Here is a 16,498-nt window from a genome sequence, read left to right as displayed (position 1 = left end):
TCCACAGGTCGGACTCCGCGCGCTCCACGGGAGAGCGCGGAGCACCAGCCTGATCGCATGCCGCGACCCCTCGCTCCTCTCGCCACATCGCTTCCTACGATCCTGACCGTCCCGGAGGGCAGAGCGGCCGGCCTGAGCCGCGCCCGGCTCCGCGCACCGGACCTGGCCCCGGTCGGCCACGGCCTGCGCATGAGCCGGGATGTCGAGGCCACGTGGACGGACTATCTGCGCGCCGTCCAGTCGCTGAACCCCTCGGGGGTGTTCTCCCACGCCACGGCCGCACGGATCTGGGGGATGTGGATCCCGGGCCAGCTGCTCGAGGATCCGCGGGTCCATCTCGCGAAGGAGCGCGGCCGCGGAGGACGGACGAGTCGGCCGGGCCTGGTCATGCACCAGCTCCAGCCGGACGCACCCGTGATCGAGTACCGGGGTCTGCGCCTGACCAGCCCCGCCTGGACCTGGGTGGACCTCGCCCATCACCTCTCTGTCGAGGACCTCGTGGTCGCTGGGGACAGCCTGCTGCCGTCACCGCACGGGGCGGAGGCGCGCCGTCTCGGTCACCTACCTGCCCGGGCCACCACGGTGGAGCAGATGCGGCGTCTCGCGCACGCACGGAAGAACGTCCGCGGCATCGTGCGGGCCCGCGCCGTACTGGACCTGTTGCGCACGGGCGCGGACTCTCCGCCGGAATCGCGGCTACGGCATCGGCTCCACGAGGCGGGATTCCCCGAGCCTCAGGTGAATCCCCCGATCCGCTTGAGCTCCGGGGAGACGGTCCGCGTGGACCTGGCCTGGGAAGAACTGCGGCTGTGCCTCGAGTTCGACGGCGACCAGCACCGTACGGATCGGGCTCAGTGGCAGCGGGATCGGGCGCGCAGGCGCGGTCTTGAAGCCGATGACTGGGCCGTCACCTGGGTCGCGGGCGAGGTCTTCACACGCGGTGGCTGGCCCCGCTTCGTCGGGGACCTGTCCCGTCTCATGCGTCGCCAGGCCACCCGTCGCGGTGCGGTGCTGCCGCCGGGACTGCCGGGGGAGTGAGGCGGCGGCGCGCGCCGGCGTCGTGGTCTGCCATCACGGGACGACGAGCCCTGCGATATGGCCCCTAAAACGCCCCGGAAGGGGCCATATCGCAAGGCTCGTCGCAAGAACCGCCCCGCCTCACCGCTTCCGGTACAGCCCCTTCTTCTGGAACTTCGGCTCGCTCGTCACCAGCATCCCCAGGGACCGGAAGATGCCCTCGTCCACGGAGCCGAGGATCGTCGTCGTGTGCACGTCGCAGCCCTCGAGGCTCGCCAGCTGGTCGACGGCCGCCTTCGCGTTCTCGTCGGTCGCCGCGGACACGGACAGCGCGATCAGCACCTCGTCCGTGTGCAGCCGCGGGTTCTTGGAGCCCAGGTGCACGGTCTTGAGCGTCTGGATCGGCTCGATCGAGGCGGGGGAGAGCAGGTGCACGTCGTCCTCGATGCCGGCCAGCACCTTGAGGGCGTTGAGCAGCACCGCGGCGGAGCAGCCCAGCAGCTCCGAGGTCTTGCCGGTCACCAGGGTGCCGTCCGCCAGCTGCACGGCCGCGCCGGGCTCGCCGGTGCGCTCGGCCACCAACTGCGCGGCACCCACCACCGGGCGGTCCTCCGAGCTCAGGCCCAGCTTGGACATCACCAGGGCCACGCGCTCGGACTCGGTGTCGTCCGCGCCCTCCAGGGCCTCGTTGACCTGAGCCTTGTAGTAGCGCCGGATGATCTCCTGCTTCGCGGCCTCCTGGCACACCTCGTCGTCCACGATCGCCGCGCCGGCCATGTTCACGCCCATGTCCGTGGGGGACTTGTACGGGGTGGTGCCCGTGACCTTCTCCAGCAGCGCGGACAGCAGCGGGAACACCTCGACGTCGCGGTTGTAGCTCGTCACCCGCTCGCCGTACTCGGCCAGGTGGAACGGGTCGATCAGGTTGATGTCGTCCAGGTCCACGGTGGCGGCCTCGTAGGCGGCGTTCACCGGGTGCTCGAGCGGCAGGTTCCAGATGGGGAACGTCTCGAACTTCGCGTAGCCGGCCGGGATGCCCCGCTGCCGATCGTTGTACACCTGGCTCAGGCACGTCGCCAGCTTGCCGGAGCCCGGGCCGGGGGCCGTCACGACGACGAGGTCCCGCGTGGTCTCGGACCACTCGTTGGCGCCGAAGCCCTGCTCCGAGACGATCGTGGACATGGCGTGCGGGTAGCCGGGGATCACGCGGTGGCGGGCCACCTTCAGGCCGAGGCGCTCGAGCTTCTCGAGGAACGCCAGCGCACGGTGGTTGGCGTCCTCCAGCTGCGTGACCACCACGTGCTCCACCAGGAATCCGCGCTCCCGGAACACGTCCACGAGGCGCAGGACGTCGTCCTCGTACGTGATGCCCAGGTCCGCGCGGACCTTGTTCCGCTCGAGGTCCTTGGCGTTGAAGCACACCAGGATCTCGGTCTCGTCCTTGATGCGGTCCAGCATGGCGATCTTGTTGTCCGGGGTGAAGCCGGGCAGGACGCGGGAGGCGTGCAGGTCGTCGAAGAGCTTGCCGCCCATCTCCAGGTACAGCTTCCCGCCGATCTGGCGGCGGCGTTCCTGGATGTGCTGGGACTGGAGCTCGATGTACTTCGCGCGGTCGAAGCCGATCGGGTGGGTGGCCGCGGCGGCGGCGGTGGCCATGGTGGGGACGCTGTCAGCGGTGCCGGTCATGGACCTCCAGCATAGCCCGTCTCATCGGCCGAGCCGGTGTCCGCCACCCAGTCCGTCTCCGGGTCGTCGTAGGAGCGGGTGCGGCCGGTGCGCAGGTCCGTGACGTCCATGACGCCCGTCTCCGGGTGGTACCGGACCGACTGGTGGGAGGCCTGGTCCACCACCGTGATGGCCTGTGTGTCCGGGTCGAAGTCCGCCACGCGCACCCGGCCCTCGTCCTCCTCGGCGGGGCCGAACACCGGAAGCGGCATGCGCTCCCGCGCGCGGGCCGCGCGTCGGACGGCCCGCGCGTGCGCCTGCTCCGCGAGCCGGCGCAGGCGGTCCAGCTGGTCCCTGTCCTGGCTGACGTCCGCGCCGGGCAGGCGCCACTGGTAGCGGTACGCCAGCATGCGCACCGTGAAGATGAGCAGCGCGATCAGGAAGCCCGTGAACGCGTTCAGGGCGCCGCGCTGCGCCACGAGCTCCGCCACGGCCGCTCCCACCACGGCGGGCATCACGTACACGCCGCGGGGGTCGAAGATGGACGGCACCTCGTTGGCCACGATGTCCCGCAGCACGCCGCCGCCGAGGGCGCCCACGGTGGCCACCACCACCACGGACACCGGGTGCACGCCCATCGCGTGGGCGATCATCACACCGGAGACCGTGAACAGGGCCAGGCCCGCCGCGTCGAACAGCGTGATCGTCAGGTTCAGGCGGTTCGGGTGGATCGCCTTGACGTACACCAGCAGGGACACCAGCACGGGCGGGGCCAGGTAGATCGGGTCCTGCAGCGACGCCGGCAGGCCCCGGTCCAGGACGATGTCCCGGGTGATGCCGCCGCCCAGGCCCGCCAGCAGGGCCAGCGCCACGGAGCCCACCAGGTCGAAGTCTTTGCGTGCGGCCAGCAGGGCGCCGGAGACCGCGAAGAAGAACACCCCCACCAGGTCCAGGGCGGTCAGCAGCCAGGGGACGTCGGCCAGCTCGGCGAACAGCTGCGGCAGGGCCACGGCGGCTCCTTTCCAGGGGGAGGGGTCAGCGGCGGGAGGCGGCGTCGTCGCCCTCGACGGCGCGGTCCATGCCATTCTCCTCGACCTGCGGGGTGGGAGTGGTGGGCTCCTGGCCGCTCTCGCGCGGCGGGTCGTCGGGGCTGCCCTGGTCCCGGACGTCCGGCACGGGCGGGGCGTCGTCCGGGTCCATGCGCTGGCGCTGGGTCTCCCCGGTGATCTCCGCGCCCGGGGCCATCCACTCCCGGCGCAGGGAGACCACGCGCAGCGCCAGGACCACGAGCATCACCGCGAGCATCGTGTAGATGCTCAGCAGCTCGGCCTGGCCCAGCGCGGAGGTGGCGGCGGCGCCGATCAGCGCCGGCACGGCGTACCAGCCGCGCCCGCCGAACACGGCCGGGGGCTCGCCCGCCACCACGTCTCGCAGCAGGCCGCCGCCCACCGCCGTCACGAGCCCGAGCACCGCGGCCGAGACGGGGGAGAGCCCCCCGAGCAGCGCGATCCGGGTGCCGACCACGCAGTACACGGCCAGTCCCACCGCGTCCACGAGCATCACCGCGTGCTTGCCGCGCTCGCCGTCGAGGACCTTGAAGAACACGGCCAGCGACGCCAGCACCGGCAGGATCAGGTACCACGGGTTGCGGAAGGCAGCCGGGACGTCCTGGTTGACGATCAGGTCGCGGATCACGCCGCCGCCGGTGCCCACCATGAGCGCCAGCAGCAGGGAGCCGACGATGTCGTACCCCTTCCGGACGGCCAGGATAGCGCCGGAGATCGCGAAGAAGAACACGCCCACCAGGTCCACCGCCGTGACGATCTGGGTCACGGCCTCGGCCACCTGGCCGGTCTCGTCGACGGCGGAGGGCAGGTCGCGCTGGAGCTCTTCCGGGCTCTTGGGGGACGTGGTCAGCAGCCAGACGGCGACGGAGCAGGTCAGCATGGGGTCACGGTAGCGGGGACGCTCCTGTGGTGTCCCCGCAGCCCGGGCCGGCGCCCGTCATGTCAGGGGAGGCGGGTAGGCGCTCCAGTCGTCGTCCGGAGCCGACGCCGGGCCCCTGTCGGTCAGAGAGCGGATGTAGGCGCCGAGGTAGGGAAGGGCGAAGCGGAGGTACCCGTGTCCGTCCGGTTGCACGTAGCCGCTGTCGATGAGTCGGTTCCGATACTGATTCACATACTGGCTGTAGGAGCCGAGGCGCGCGGTGATGTCGCCGATGCGGGATCGCTCCTCGTCGACAGCCATGGCGCGGAGGAACTCCTGATCCTTGGCGGAGAGGTCGTTGAAGACCTTTGACAGCACGCGGTCCATCACCGCCTGCAGCCCCCGGGCGCGGGCTGCCTCGGCGGCAGACAGGTCGATCCGGGGCTGGTTCGGCCGGTGTCGCCACGCGTAGTCGCCCAGCAGCTGGACGAGGTAGGGGTAGCCCTGGGCCGCGGCGATCAGCATCTCCAGGGCTTCTGCGGTGAACTCCCGGCCGCCGAGGCGTGCCGTCTCCGCGAGGACGTGGCGGGTCTCCTTCGGGGAAAGTCGGTGGAAGTCGGCGGTCCGGGAGCGGCGGAGAAAGGTCGTGTGCTCCTGCCGTACGAGTTCGTCGAGGTCGACCTTGATGCCGGCGAATGCCACGACGATGTCTGCTCCGCGGCTGATGGCATGGGAGATCTCCCGTGCGACGGCGCTGACCTCTCGCAGGCGCGTCTTGCCCGAGGAGACCTCGTCGATCGTGATGAGGATTCCGCGCACCCCGGCATGTTGGGCAACGGTCACCAGATCATTGCGCATGAGTGGACGAGAGGGACGCTCTGTGACCTCCCACGCGGCGGAGAAGTGCCAGAGCCCCAGTTCCTTGAGCTCACGTTTGGTCTGCCGGGGTAGGGAATTCACGACGTCTGGCAACGTGCTCTCCACCAGCCGGCGTTGGAGGCCCGCGCTGGCATCCTCGCTGATCACGAGCCAACCAGCATCTCGGGCGAGGTCTTCGATCCGCTGCAGCATGGAGGTCTTTCCGGCGCCCCTCAGCCCGGACAGGAGGACGGACTGGTTCTCGCCGAAGTCATGGTCTTGGAAAACTCTGCCCATGTCGCGGAGCAGGTCTTCGTGGCCGCCGAACACGAGGGGACGCCGCCCGTACCCCGGCGTGAAGGGGCTGTTCGGCTGGTCTGGGCAGGGCACGGGATCGCGCATGCTCACATCGTATTTGTTTTTTTTGTTCGGCAGACCCGTCAGCGCCCGCCGAACTCGGCGGCCAGGCGCGCCGCGAGGCCCGTGTACCCGGCCGGGGTCAGCTCCAGCAGGCGCGCCTGGGCACCCTCGGACAGGCCGAGGCCCTGCACGAACTCGCGCATGCGCGCCCCGTCCACACGGTGGCCGCGGGTCAGCTCCTTGAGGCGCTCGTAGGGGTTGTCCATGCCCTCGACGCCGGCGATCGCCTCGGCGCGCATCACGGTCTGGACGGCCTCGCCGAGCACCTCCCAGTTCGCGTCGAGGTCCTCGGCCAGCACGGACTCGGCCACCTGGAGCTGGCCCATGCCCTTGGTGACGTTGGTCAGGGCGAGCACCGAGTGGCCGAGGGCCACGCCGATGTTGCGCTGCGACGTCGAGTCCGTGAGGTCGCGCTGCCAACGGGACTCCACGAGGGTGGCGCCCAGCGAGTCGAGCAGGGCGCAGGAGAGCTCGAGGTTGGCCTCCGCGTTCTCGAAGCGGATCGGGTTCACCTTGTGCGGCATGGTGGAGGAGCCGGTCGCGCCGGCCACGGGGATCTGCGCGAAGTAGCCGATGGAGATGTAGCTCCACACGTCCACGCAGAAGCCGTGGAGGATCCGGTTGAAGCGCGCGACGTCGGCGTACAGCTCCGCCTGCCAGTCGTGGGACTCGATCTGGGTGGTCAGCGGGTTCCAGGTGAGGCCGAGGTGTTCCACGAAGGACCGGGACAGGGCCGGCCAGTCCGCGTCGGGCGCGGCGGCGAGGTGAGCGGCGTAGGTGCCGGTGGCGCCGTTGATCTTGCCCAGGTACTCCTGGCCGGCGATGCGCCGGGTCTGACGGCTCAGGCGGTGCACGAACACGGCCATCTCCTTGCCCAGCGTGGTGGGCGTGGCCGGCTGGCCGTGCGTGCGGGAGAGCATGGGGGTCTCGGCGGCCTCGGCGGCCATCGCGGAGACGGTGGCCACGGCGGCGCGGGCGGCCGGCAGCCAGACCTGCTCGACGGCGTCGCGCACGCCCACCGCGTAGGCGAGGTTGTTGATGTCCTCGGAGGTGCACGCGAAGTGCACGAGCGGCTTCAGCCGGCCCAGGCCCAGCCCCTCGAGGCGGCCGGCGATGAAGTACTCGACGGCCTTCACGTCGTGCACCGTGACCTTCTCGGTGGCCGCCAACTCGGACACGGACTCCGCGTCGAAGTCCGTGACGATCGCCCGCAGGCCCGCCTGCTGCTCGGTCGTGAGCGGCTCGAGACCCGGCAGCACGCGGTGCTCGGCCAGGTGGATGAACCACTCGACCTCCACGTGGATGCGGTTGCGGTTCAGCGCCGCCTCGGACAGGTGCTCCACGAGCGGCTCCACCGCCGCACGGTAGCGGCCGTCCAGGGGGCCGAGGGCGATGCCGGCCTCGGCGAGGGAACGGCGGTGGGCGGTGGACGCGGGCGCGGGCTGCGAGGTCATGGCCCCCATTCTGGCAGGCGCCGCGGACGCCCGCCGAAGGCGACGACCGGGTCCGTCCTCGACCGCGACGGGGTGGCGAGTGCAACATCGAGTGCAACATGCGGACGCGCCCGGTGGCCCGGGGCGCGGTGGACCTACCGTGGCTGACGTCGCCGTCGCCCGGCGTCGGCGTGCCGCGAGGGATGAGGAGACCAAGATGACGGAACGGACCGGGCAGGCCCACGAGGCCGGGACGATCGACCGGCTGATGGCCGGGTGGGTCGCCGATGTCGAGACCCCGGACGCCTGCGCCGCCCACCTGCTCTGCGACCGCTGGCCGGCCGACGCCGTGGCGTTCCGGTTCGTGGCGGAGGACATGTCCGCCGTCGACCTCACCTTCGGCGAGCTGGCCGACCGCTCCCGCCGCCTCGCCACCGGCCTCGCCGCCCGCGGCGTCACGCGCGGCGACCGGGTCCCCGTGATGATGTCCAAACGGGAGGAGCTCGTCATCACGCTGCTGGCCCTGTGGCGGCTCGGCGCCGTGCACGTGCCGCTGTTCACCGCGTTCGCCGCGGGCGCCGCGCGGATGCGCATCGAGGGCGCGGCGGCGCGGCTCGTCGTCGCCGAGCCCCGCCAGGCCGAGAAGCTCACGGACATCCCGGGCATCGAGATCATCCGCACCGGCCCGGAGTGGGACGCGCTCGCGGACTCCGCGCCGCTGGCCGAGGACGTCGCCGTCGGCGGGGACGGGCCGATCGCCCTGCTGTTCACCTCCGGCACCACCGGCCGCCCCAAGGGGGTGCCTGTGCCGCTGCGCGCGGCCGCCGCGTTCGCCGTCTACCTCACGTGCGCGGTGGACCTGCGCCCCGAGGACCTGTTCTGGAACGCGGCCGACCACGGCTGGGCGTACGGGCTGTACTACGGGATCGTCGGCACGCTGGTGCTCGGGGCGACCTCGGTGCAGTACCGCGGCGCCTTCTCCCCGGCGACCATGGTCGAGGTGATCCGCTCGCAGGGCATCACGAACCTCGCCGGCGCCCCCACGATGTTCCGCGCGCTGGCCAAGGCCGGGGAGGTCACCGAGGACGCCCCGCTGCGGCTGCGGCGCGTGTCCACGGCGGGGGAGCCGCTGCCGCCGTCCGTGCTCGAGTGGGGCCGGACGGCCCTCGGCACGGAGATCCGCGACCACTACGGCCAGACCGAGCTGGGCATGGTCATCTGCACCCTCGCGCACCCCGAGCTGGCCGCGCCGCCCCGCCCGGGTTCGATGGGTGTGCCCCTGCCGGGGATCGCCGCGGAGATCCGGGACGGGCAGATCGCGATCGACGCGGCCTCGCCCCTGTTCTGGTTCCCCGGCTACCTCGGGGAGCCGGAGAAGACCGCGGAGCGTTTCACCCCGGACGGGCGCTGGTACCTGACCGGGGACACCGCCCGGCAGGACGACGACGGCTGGTTCTTCTTCTCCTCCCGGGACGACGACGTGATCCTCGCCGCCGGCTACCGGATCGGCCCGTTCGACGTGGAGTCCGTGCTCATCGACCACCCGCGGGTGCAGGAGGTCGCCGTCGTCGGCCTGCCGGACCCGGAGGGGGTGCGGGGCGAGGAGGTCGTGGCGTTCGTGGTGCCCGCCGGGGCCGTCGCGGACCCGGACGCCCTGGCGGCCGAGCTGCAGGCGAAGGTCCGCGACGAGTACTCCAAGCACGCCTACCCGCGCCGGGTGCACTTCGTGGACCGGCTGCCCAAGACCCCCTCCGGCAAGCTGCAGCGGTTCCTGCTGCGCCAGGGCGCCGCCGGCTGAGTCAGCGGTGCACGAGCCGCAGGAACGCGCCGATCATCGGCAGGTCCTCGGGGCGGGTGGGCAGCGCGTCCGCGAGGGCGGGGGAGTGGACGAGGTAGGCGGCCCACTGTCCGCGCGAGATCGACACGTTGAGCCGGTTACGGTTCAGGAGGAAGTCCAGCCCGCGCGGCACCTCCTGCGGTGAGGACGCCGCCATCGTCAGGATCGCGACGGCGGCCTCCCGGCCCTGGAACTTGTCCACGGTGCCGACGGTGGTGCCCTCGAGACCGGCGGCGTCGAGCGCCTCCCGGACCGTGGCGACCTGCGCGTTGTACGGGGCCACCACGATCACGTCGGACGGCTCGAGCGGCCGGCCGGGGTCGTCCGGGCCGGTGGACCAGGTGCGGCCGAGCAGTGACTGGATGATCTCGACGACGGCCGCGGCCTCCTCCGGCGAGGACACCGCGTTGCCCGTGTGGGAGACCGGCCACGGGTGCAGCCCGGGCTCCACGCCGTCGAGGCGGCGGGCGTCCGTGACGTCCTCCTTCGCGCCGAGCTCGCCGGCGTAGGAGAGCGTGGAGACGGCCTCCGTCAGCGCGGAGTGCATACGCCAGGAGGTGTCCAGGAAGAAGCCGCGGTCTGCGCGCAGCACCGGCTCGTCGGCGGCCAGCCAGCTCAGCGCGGCCTCGCCAATCGGCTGGGGGTGGGTCCCCTTGGTGACCTGCGGCAGCTGCTGGGGGTCGCCGAGCAGGAGCACAGTGCGGGCCATGGCCGCCGCGGCGAGGGTGTGCGCCAGGGAGAATTGCCCGGCCTCGTCGATCACCAGGAGGTCGAACTCCTGCACGTCCTCGTGCGCGAAGGTCCAGGCGGTGCCGCCGACGACGTGGCCGGGGAGGCCGATGTACGGCTTGGCGTCCGACACCGTGGCCCAGGGGCGCTCGGGCGCGTCCTTGCCGCGCTTCTCCGCCTTGAGCACCTGTTTCTTCGGCACCCCGATGGACACGAGCTTGCCCAGGAAGTTCTCCACCACGGCGTGGGACTGGGCCGTGACGCCCACGCTCCACCCGCGTTCGAGCAGGGCCTTCACGGCGTGGCTCCCCACGTGGGTCTTGCCCGTCCCGGGAGGGCCCTGGACGGCGACGTAGGAGCCCCGCGCGGACTCGAGCGCCTCCACGAGCGCCTCCCAGCCCTGGCGGGCGGGAGCGGGCGCGGAGTCGCCCTCGCGCAGCTCGGTGGAGATGGCCGCCAGGGGGCGGCCGGCGGTCGCCGGGGGGCGGCGCGCCAGGATGTCGAAGGCGGCCGTGGACGGGGCGGCGGCGTCGCCTCCCGATCCCGGCAGACCGCCGGCCTGCACCGCGGTCCGGGCGCGCTCGCGCAGGCGCTCCTTGAGCTTGTCCGTGTTCACCACCGTGTGGGCGAACGCCGCCATGGGCAGCTCCGAATGCTGCTCCACGTCCTGCGTGGGGATCTTCTCCCGCAGCAGCACCACGGAGCTGCCGTCCGGGCGGTCCTCGACGTCCTCCACGACGGCCTTGGCACCGACCCAGCGCACCGCGTTGGGTTGGAGGAGGTCGCGGCGGTCCGCCGGGACGTCCTCGTACACCGTGATGGCCTCGGCTCCGGGCTGCAGCGAGCTCCCCGGCTCCAGGGTGCCGGTCATCCGCAGCACCCGCTGGAAGGTCCGAGCGCCCTTGGGTCGGTGCCAGTCCTCGGCCACGTCCACGCGGTCCGCCACGACGTTGGCGCGGGCGTCCTGCCACTCATCCGGCGGGGAGATGCCGCGGTCGAAGAAGGCCCACCACACGGGTTTGTCCTCGCGCTGGTAGAAGCCCAGCCCGGCGGCGAGCAGGGCCACGCCGCGCTGCTCGTCGTCCAGGACGGCGTCCGCGTCGTCCGCGGTGGGCAGGAGGCCCAGGAGGTCCGCCTCCAGGCGCGCGTCCTCGCCCTCCAAGGCGGGGGCGGGCTCGACGAGGTGCTCATCGTCGTCGGGCCGGGGTGCCGTGGCGCCGTGCTCGGCGGTGCGCCCCACCTGCTCCAGCAGCCAGTCCCGCAGCCGCGCCGTGGAGACGCAGTCGTACCGGTTGTAGTCCTCGATGTCGGCGCGGATCGCCCGCGCGACCTCGGTGTCTCCGGCCTCCAGCGCGGCGACGTACCGGTGGTACTCGGTGACGCTGTCCGCCGCCGTCGTGACGCCGTCCTCCGCCCGGTGCTCCACCCCCATGTACAGCGGCTCGAGCCTCTTGATCGAGTAGCTCGGCACGCCCGCCCGCAGGCTCGCGCGGACGGTGGAGTACAGGTCCACGAACAGGCCGGCGCGCAGCCAGTCGTCCAGCTCCCGCTCGCCCACCCCGTGGCGCACCGTGAGGCGCTTGAGCGCGGTGACCTCGTAGGGCGCGTAGTGGTAGACCCGCATGCCGGGGTGCGCCGCGCGACGGGCCTCCACGAAGCGCACGAACTCCTCCAGCGCCGCCCGCTCGGCGGCACGGGTGTCCGCCCACAGGCCCGTGAACCGGAAGTCGGCCGAGGCGGTGCGCGCGGTGTCCCCGCCCGGCGCCTCGACCCAGCCCCACAGATACTCGAGGCCCTCCATGCTCCCGTCCGCGGAGACCCACAGCGGGTCCCCCTCGAAGTCGAAGAAGACGTCTCCGGCGTCCGGCACGGGCAGCCCCGCCACGGCCCGCGGGTCCACGATCCGATGCGGCGGCAGCCCGTCCGCCCCGGCCGGCTCCAGCTGGATCGCCGCCTGTTCCCGCAGTGCCTCCCACGTGCGGCGGGCCATGCCCTCCGGCGGTGCGACGGACGCCGCGAGCTGCTCGATGGTCATGATGCCGGCCTCGCGCAGCCGGGTGCGCTGCAATCGCGTGGCCCCCGCCGTGAGCAGCACGTCCCGGTGCTCGGCGACGGCCTCCTCGCACGCCTCGCATGCGCCGCAGACGCTCAGGCGGTCGTCACCCCAGCGGGCGGGCTCCCCGGCGGCCACATGATCCTGCAGCAGCGCCTCCAGCCGGGCGCGCTGGTGCCGGTACACCGGGATCACCTCGTCCAGGTCCGCGACGTGCCGGGAACCGTCCCCGAGCCACAGGCTGCCCTGCCGCGCCCGCGGCACGCCCATGCCGTCCAGCAGGTCCGCGTACGCGGCGATCTGCAGCAGCGCCGTCACCCGCGCATGCCGGGCCAGCTTCGTGTCCACCACCTCGTACGCACCCTCGGGGTGCTCCTCGTCCGTGCGGAGCACGAGGAAGTCGGCCAGGCCGCGGAACGCGCCGTCGTGCAGCATCCCCTGGAACACGACGGCGGGACGCGCGGCCAACGCCGCCGCGGTGCGCTCGCGGGCGGCCCGCACACCCTCGGGCGTGTATCGCTCCGGGCGGGCGAGCCGGACCACCTGGTCTGCGCCGTGCTCCGCCTCGAGTCGCGCGAGCACGCGGGACTCGTGCTCGTCCCCGAGGCGGGAGACCCGCTCGAGGAACGCATCCGCCACGCCGATCCGCGGGGCGCGCCCGAGCGCGGGGTCCACCGTCCCCCGCAGCCACCCGTAGGTGCACGTCGCGGCGGCGGTGATGTCCGAGGGGCTGAGCATGAAGGAGGCGCGGTCCGGCGCGAAGGTCACCATGCCGTCACCCTAGACAGCAGCTGCGGACACGATGGGCAGGGCCCGCCCACAGGGTCCCGGCGCGCCTCGCCCCGGCGGCGGCAGGGCGGCGGCGCGCGTCACACACCGGGCCGGACTTGACGTGGGTCACATCCAGGGAGTTACCTAATGATCGTTCAGTAATTCTCTGCGCCGCCGCGCCGGCGCGCCCCTGCCGGCAGGGAGGCCCGCCCATGACCGAGACCGCCCACCACCCCATGCTCGCGGAGGACCGCGTGGCACGGTGGCTCGGCGTCACCCTGGAGGCCGCCGAGAAGGACCACGCGCGCATCCGGATGACGCTCACCGAGGACCAGCACAACGGCTTCGGCCTGGCCCACGGCGGCGCCGTCTTCGCGTTCGCGGACACATGCTTCGCGCTGACCTGCAACGACCCCGCCTCGGACGGCTCCACCCTCACCGTGGCCTCCGGCGTGGACGTCAACTTCCTCGCGGCCACGCGCGCCGGGCAGACCCTCGTCGCGGAGGGGCGCCTGGTCGCCGCCGCGGGCCGCTCGGCCGTCTACGACATCACCGTCACCACCGACGACGGCACCCCGGTGGCCGCCTTCCGCGGCCGCTCCCGCACCATCCCCGCCCCCGGACGCTGACCGACGGGCGCACCCGCCGGTGCGCCGCCGTCGTCGACCGCCGCCCGACCCCGCATCCCCAGGAGAACGCCATGCTCGAGGCCTCGATCCCCAACCCGTACACGCCGGCACCCCTGCCCGCCCCCGCCGACCGCGGGGCCCCGGACCCCGAGGAGACGATGAGCCGGGACCAGATCGAGGCGCTTCAGTTCGAACGCCTCCGCTGGACCCTGCACCACGCCTACGAGAACGTGCCCGCGTACCGCGAGCACTTCGACACGCACGGCGTCCACCCCTCGGACTACAGGGAGCTCGGGGACCTCGCCAAGTTCCCGTACACGGACAAGGAGTTCCTGCGGAAGAACTACCCGTTCGGCGCGTTCGCCGCCACGGGCCCCGAGCTGCGTCGCATCCACGCCTCCTCCGGCACCACCGGCCAGCCCACCGTGGTCGGCTACACCGATGACGACCTGGCCACGTGGGCCACCCTCGTCGCCCGCTGCTTCCGCGCCGGCGGCATCCGCCCCGGTGACCGCGTGCACAACGCGTACGGCTACGGCCTGTTCACCGGCGGCCTCGGCGCCCACTACGGCGCCGAGCGCATCGGCGCGGCCGTGATCCCGATGTCCGGCGGGCAGACGGAGAAGCAGGTGCAGCTGATCACCGACTTCCAACCGCGCGCCATCCTCTCCACACCCACCTACCTGCTGACCATCGCGGACGGCTTCAAGAAGCTCGGGCTGGACCCCCGCGAGTCCTCCCTCGAGGTCGCGATCCTCGGCGCGGAGCCGTGGACCGAGGAGATGCGCCGCGAGATCGAGCAGACCTTCGACCTCGACGCCCTGGACATCTACGGCCTCTCCGAGGTCATGGGCCCGGGCGTGGCCGGCGAGTCCGCGGCCACCAAGGACGGCTCCCACATCTGGGAGGACCACTTCCGCCCCGAGATCATCGACCCGCTCACGGACGAGGTCCTCGAGACCGGCCGCCACGGCGAGCTCGTCTTCACCTCGCTCACCAAGCAGGCGCTGCCGATCATCCGGTACCGCACCCACGACCTCACCCGCCTGCTGCCGGGCACCACACACCCGGGCCACCGCCGCATGGGCCGCATCACCGGCCGCTCGGACGACATGATCATCCTGCGCGGCGTGAACCTGTTCCCGTCGCAGATCGAGGAGCTGGTCCTCAAGGAGCCGGCCCTGTCGCCGCACTTCACCCTCGAGATCACCCGTCCGGACCGCATGGACCAGATGGCCGTGAACATCGAGCGCCGCGATCATGCGACCCTCGAGGAGGCCCAGGCCTGCGCCGCGCACCTGCGCATGGAGATCAAGACGAAGATCGGCTCCTCGTGCATGATCAACGTGGTGGAGCCGGAGTCCCTGGCCCGCTCCTCCGGCAAGCTCAAGCGGATCTACGACCTGCGCGACCAGGCCTGATCCCGTCCCCGCGGCCGATCCCGACGCCGGGGTGCCCGGTAGAGTGGACCGGTGCGCCGTCGTCGGCGTCCGCCCGCCCCCGAAGGAGCCCCGTGCCAGACAGGCCCCAGAGCAGCCCCACCCCGCGCCGCGGCCGGCCCGGCTATGACCGGCAGACGCTGCTGGCCGAGTGCGTCGAGCTCTTCAACCGGCACGGCTACGAGGCGACGTCCATGGGCATGCTCGCCACCCACCTGGGCATCTCCAAGTCCGCGATCTACCACCACGTGGAGTCCAAGGAGGCGATCCTCGACCACGCGGTGACGGAGGCGCTCGACGCCCTCGAGGCGTGCCTGGACGATGTGGTGGCCAGCGGGGTCGACGCCGGCGCGCAGGTCGAGGCGGCCATCCGCGGCACGCTCGGGGTGCTGGCGGAGAAGCAGCCCGAGGTGACCCTGCTGCTGCGCCTGCGCGGGAACTCGGCGGTCGAGGTGGCCGCCGTCGAGCGTCGTCGTGAGATCACCCGGCGCTTCGGGGACCTGCTCGAGGCCGCCCAGGCCGCGGGTGCGGTGCGCTCCGACGTGACCCCGCGCAACCTCGCCCGCCTCGCGCTCGGCATGATCAACTCGATCGTCGACTGGTACCGGCCGGATCGCGGCGTCCCCGGCCAGCAGGGACCGGGCCAGATGATCGACGCCGTCACGGGCGTGGTGCTCGGGGGCCTGCGGGGCTGAGGGGCCGCTGTCCTCAGCCCTCGCCGTCGAGCGCGGCGAGCACGTCGGCCACGATCGAGGCCGCACGGTCCTCGGCGTCCGGGGGCACCCCGCCGTCCGCGTCGGCCTGGGCCACGGCCACGGTGCGGGCGCCGTCCTGCACGGCCGTGAGGTGGGAGTAGACGGACCCCCCGGGGGCCGGGAGCGCCGTGTAGGCGGTGCCGCCCTCGTGTTCGGTCCGCGTCACGCTCTCCACGCCGAGCCCGGCCAGGTCCACCCCGGTGCAGGCCTGCGCCGCCGCTCGGGCGTCCTCCAGGGCGGCGCGGGCGGCCTCCTCCGTGGGGTACACGGTGACGCGCACGCCGAGCGGAGTGACCTCGGCGTCGGGGGACGCCGTGAAGGAGGGCACCGGCGTCGAGGTGGGCCCGCCGCCGGTCGTGGCGGCCGTCTCCGGCTGGGCCGTGAGCCCCAGGTCCGCCGCCCCGGCCTCGGCGTCCCGCTCCAGGTCGGAGCGGGCGGCGTCCAGGCAGGCCTGCTGTTCCGCGCTGCGGGTGGGAGCCGGGCTCGCGCCGGCGTCGACCGTCTGCTCCAGGCCGGCGGCCCGCTGACGCAGCTCCGTCTGCCGCTCCAACGGCGAGGCGGCGCTCAGCCCCACCTCGGACCCCGGCCCCGCGGCCCGCTGCACGGCGGCCTGCACCGCCAGGGTCCGCTGCCCGTTCAGCGCGGGGGGCATCTCGAGGGACAGGCTGCCCGAGGCGGAGGTGCCGCCCGTGCTCGCCGTGGAGCTGCTGGCGGCGGGCGACGTGGGGGCCGTGGAGCTGCTGGCCGCGGGCGACGTGGACGCTGGCGAGGCCGCCGTCGTCGTGGACGACGCCGACGAGGGGGCGGGGGAGGAGGGCTCCGCGCCGCCGCCGCCCGCGCACCCGGCGAGGGCGAGCGCGCCCACGGCGAGGGCGCCGAGCAGGGGGAGTCGGGGGGTCGTCATGGCCCGACTCTACGTGCGCTGTGACGGATGCCACAAGGAAGCGGCGGGGGCATGCGTCGGGG

Annotated in this window: 12 protein-coding genes; 5 read left to right on the top strand and 7 right to left on the bottom strand. The window is 72.8% G+C overall.

The window, feature by feature from the left end:
- The first annotated feature begins 57 nt into the window (after positions 1 to 57).
- Positions 58 to 1,038, top strand: coding sequence for a hypothetical protein (locus CITRIK5_RS08745; RefSeq protein ID WP_095353725.1), 981 nt, complete (start codon positions 58 to 60; stop codon positions 1,036 to 1,038).
- Between the two features lie 120 nt (positions 1,039 to 1,158).
- Here the strand turns inward: CITRIK5_RS08745 and CITRIK5_RS08740 are convergent, their stop codons facing one another.
- Genes CITRIK5_RS08740 through purB form a run of 5 tightly spaced genes read right to left on the bottom strand, consistent with a single transcriptional unit; the run spans position 1,159 to position 7,340 of the window.
- Positions 1,159 to 2,703 carry a DUF1846 domain-containing protein gene (locus CITRIK5_RS08740; RefSeq protein ID WP_095353726.1) on the bottom strand — a complete coding sequence of 515 codons (1,545 nt, stop codon included), beginning with the start codon at positions 2,701 to 2,703 and terminating at the stop codon, positions 1,159 to 1,161.
- The gene (locus CITRIK5_RS08735; RefSeq protein WP_010080076.1) at positions 2,700 to 3,692 is read right to left on the bottom strand and encodes a trimeric intracellular cation channel family protein; all 993 of its coding nucleotides are present in this window, start codon (positions 3,690 to 3,692) and stop codon (positions 2,700 to 2,702) included. Before CITRIK5_RS08735 ends, CITRIK5_RS08740 begins: the two co-directional genes overlap by 4 nt.
- Positions 3,693 to 3,717: 25 nt before the next feature.
- Positions 3,718 to 4,629: a trimeric intracellular cation channel family protein gene (locus CITRIK5_RS08730; RefSeq protein WP_020625000.1), complete on the bottom strand. Its 912-nt coding sequence runs from the start codon at positions 4,627 to 4,629 to the stop codon at positions 3,718 to 3,720.
- A gap of 57 nt (positions 4,630 to 4,686) precedes the next feature.
- Positions 4,687 to 5,868, bottom strand: coding sequence for an ATP-binding protein (locus CITRIK5_RS08725; protein WP_010080078.1), 1,182 nt, complete (start codon positions 5,866 to 5,868; stop codon positions 4,687 to 4,689).
- Between the two features lie 38 nt (positions 5,869 to 5,906).
- Positions 5,907 to 7,340 (bottom strand): adenylosuccinate lyase, encoded by a 1,434-nt coding sequence (purB, locus tag CITRIK5_RS08720; RefSeq protein WP_100058530.1) that lies wholly within the window; start codon positions 7,338 to 7,340, stop codon positions 5,907 to 5,909.
- A gap of 196 nt (positions 7,341 to 7,536) precedes the next feature.
- Here purB and CITRIK5_RS08715 point away from each other — a divergent pair, with 196 nt between their 5' ends.
- Positions 7,537 to 9,117: an AMP-binding protein gene (locus tag CITRIK5_RS08715; RefSeq protein WP_098094205.1), complete on the top strand. Its 1,581-nt coding sequence runs from the start codon at positions 7,537 to 7,539 to the stop codon at positions 9,115 to 9,117.
- 1 nt (position 9,118) lies between these two features.
- Here the strand turns inward: CITRIK5_RS08715 and CITRIK5_RS08710 are convergent, their stop codons facing one another.
- Positions 9,119 to 12,709, bottom strand: a complete 3,591-nt coding sequence (locus tag CITRIK5_RS08710) for a bifunctional RecB family nuclease/DEAD/DEAH box helicase (RefSeq protein WP_159833546.1) — start codon at positions 12,707 to 12,709, stop codon at positions 9,119 to 9,121.
- 212 nt (positions 12,710 to 12,921) lie between these two features.
- Between CITRIK5_RS08710 and CITRIK5_RS08705 the strand changes: the two genes are divergently transcribed.
- The 3 genes from CITRIK5_RS08705 to CITRIK5_RS08695 all read left to right on the top strand — a co-directional run bounded on the left by CITRIK5_RS08705 (position 12,922) and on the right by CITRIK5_RS08695 (position 15,472).
- Positions 12,922 to 13,338, top strand: coding sequence for a PaaI family thioesterase (locus CITRIK5_RS08705; RefSeq protein WP_020624995.1), 417 nt, complete (start codon positions 12,922 to 12,924; stop codon positions 13,336 to 13,338).
- Between the two features lie 71 nt (positions 13,339 to 13,409).
- Entirely contained in the window at positions 13,410 to 14,759 is a 1,350-nt protein-coding gene (locus CITRIK5_RS08700; RefSeq protein WP_095353730.1) for a phenylacetate--CoA ligase family protein, read from the top strand.
- 92 nt (positions 14,760 to 14,851) lie between these two features.
- Complete coding sequence (locus tag CITRIK5_RS08695; RefSeq protein ID WP_159833544.1) at positions 14,852 to 15,472, top strand: TetR/AcrR family transcriptional regulator; 621 nt, start codon at positions 14,852 to 14,854, stop codon at positions 15,470 to 15,472.
- A gap of 13 nt (positions 15,473 to 15,485) precedes the next feature.
- On the opposite strand, the gene CITRIK5_RS08690 is transcribed toward CITRIK5_RS08695, so the two are convergent.
- On the bottom strand, positions 15,486 to 16,436 hold the full coding sequence (locus tag CITRIK5_RS08690) for a hypothetical protein (RefSeq protein ID WP_095353732.1): 951 nt from the start codon (positions 16,434 to 16,436) through the stop codon (positions 15,486 to 15,488).
- Positions 16,437 to 16,498 lie beyond the last annotated feature (62 nt).

This window comes from Micrococcus sp. 116, assembly GCF_902506395.1.
GTDB classification, from domain to species: domain Bacteria; phylum Actinomycetota; class Actinomycetes; order Actinomycetales; family Micrococcaceae; genus Micrococcus; species Micrococcus luteus.
This window is presented reverse-complemented; position numbering and strand designations above follow the sequence as displayed.

What these genes read in the sequence shown, in the direction of transcription:
- CITRIK5_RS08690 (WP_095353732.1), bottom strand. Translation starts at nt 16,436, where the DNA reads ATGACGACCCCCCGACTCCCCCTGCTCGGCGCCCTCGCCGTGGGCGCG.
- CITRIK5_RS08740 (WP_095353726.1), bottom strand. Translation starts at nt 2,703, where the DNA reads ATGACCGGCACCGCTGACAGCGTCCCCACCATGGCCACCGCCGCCGCC.
- CITRIK5_RS08745 (WP_095353725.1), top strand. Translation starts at nt 58, where the DNA reads ATGCCGCGACCCCTCGCTCCTCTCGCCACATCGCTTCCTACGATCCTG.
- CITRIK5_RS08715 (WP_098094205.1), top strand. Translation starts at nt 7,537, where the DNA reads ATGACGGAACGGACCGGGCAGGCCCACGAGGCCGGGACGATCGACCGG.
- CITRIK5_RS08725 (WP_010080078.1), bottom strand. Translation starts at nt 5,868, where the DNA reads ATGCGCGATCCCGTGCCCTGCCCAGACCAGCCGAACAGCCCCTTCACG.
- CITRIK5_RS08700 (WP_095353730.1), top strand. Translation starts at nt 13,410, where the DNA reads ATGCTCGAGGCCTCGATCCCCAACCCGTACACGCCGGCACCCCTGCCC.
- CITRIK5_RS08710 (WP_159833546.1), bottom strand. Translation starts at nt 12,709, where the DNA reads ATGGTGACCTTCGCGCCGGACCGCGCCTCCTTCATGCTCAGCCCCTCG.
- purB (WP_100058530.1), bottom strand. Translation starts at nt 7,340, where the DNA reads ATGACCTCGCAGCCCGCGCCCGCGTCCACCGCCCACCGCCGTTCCCTC.
- CITRIK5_RS08730 (WP_020625000.1), bottom strand. Translation starts at nt 4,629, where the DNA reads ATGCTGACCTGCTCCGTCGCCGTCTGGCTGCTGACCACGTCCCCCAAG.
- CITRIK5_RS08705 (WP_020624995.1), top strand. Translation starts at nt 12,922, where the DNA reads ATGACCGAGACCGCCCACCACCCCATGCTCGCGGAGGACCGCGTGGCA.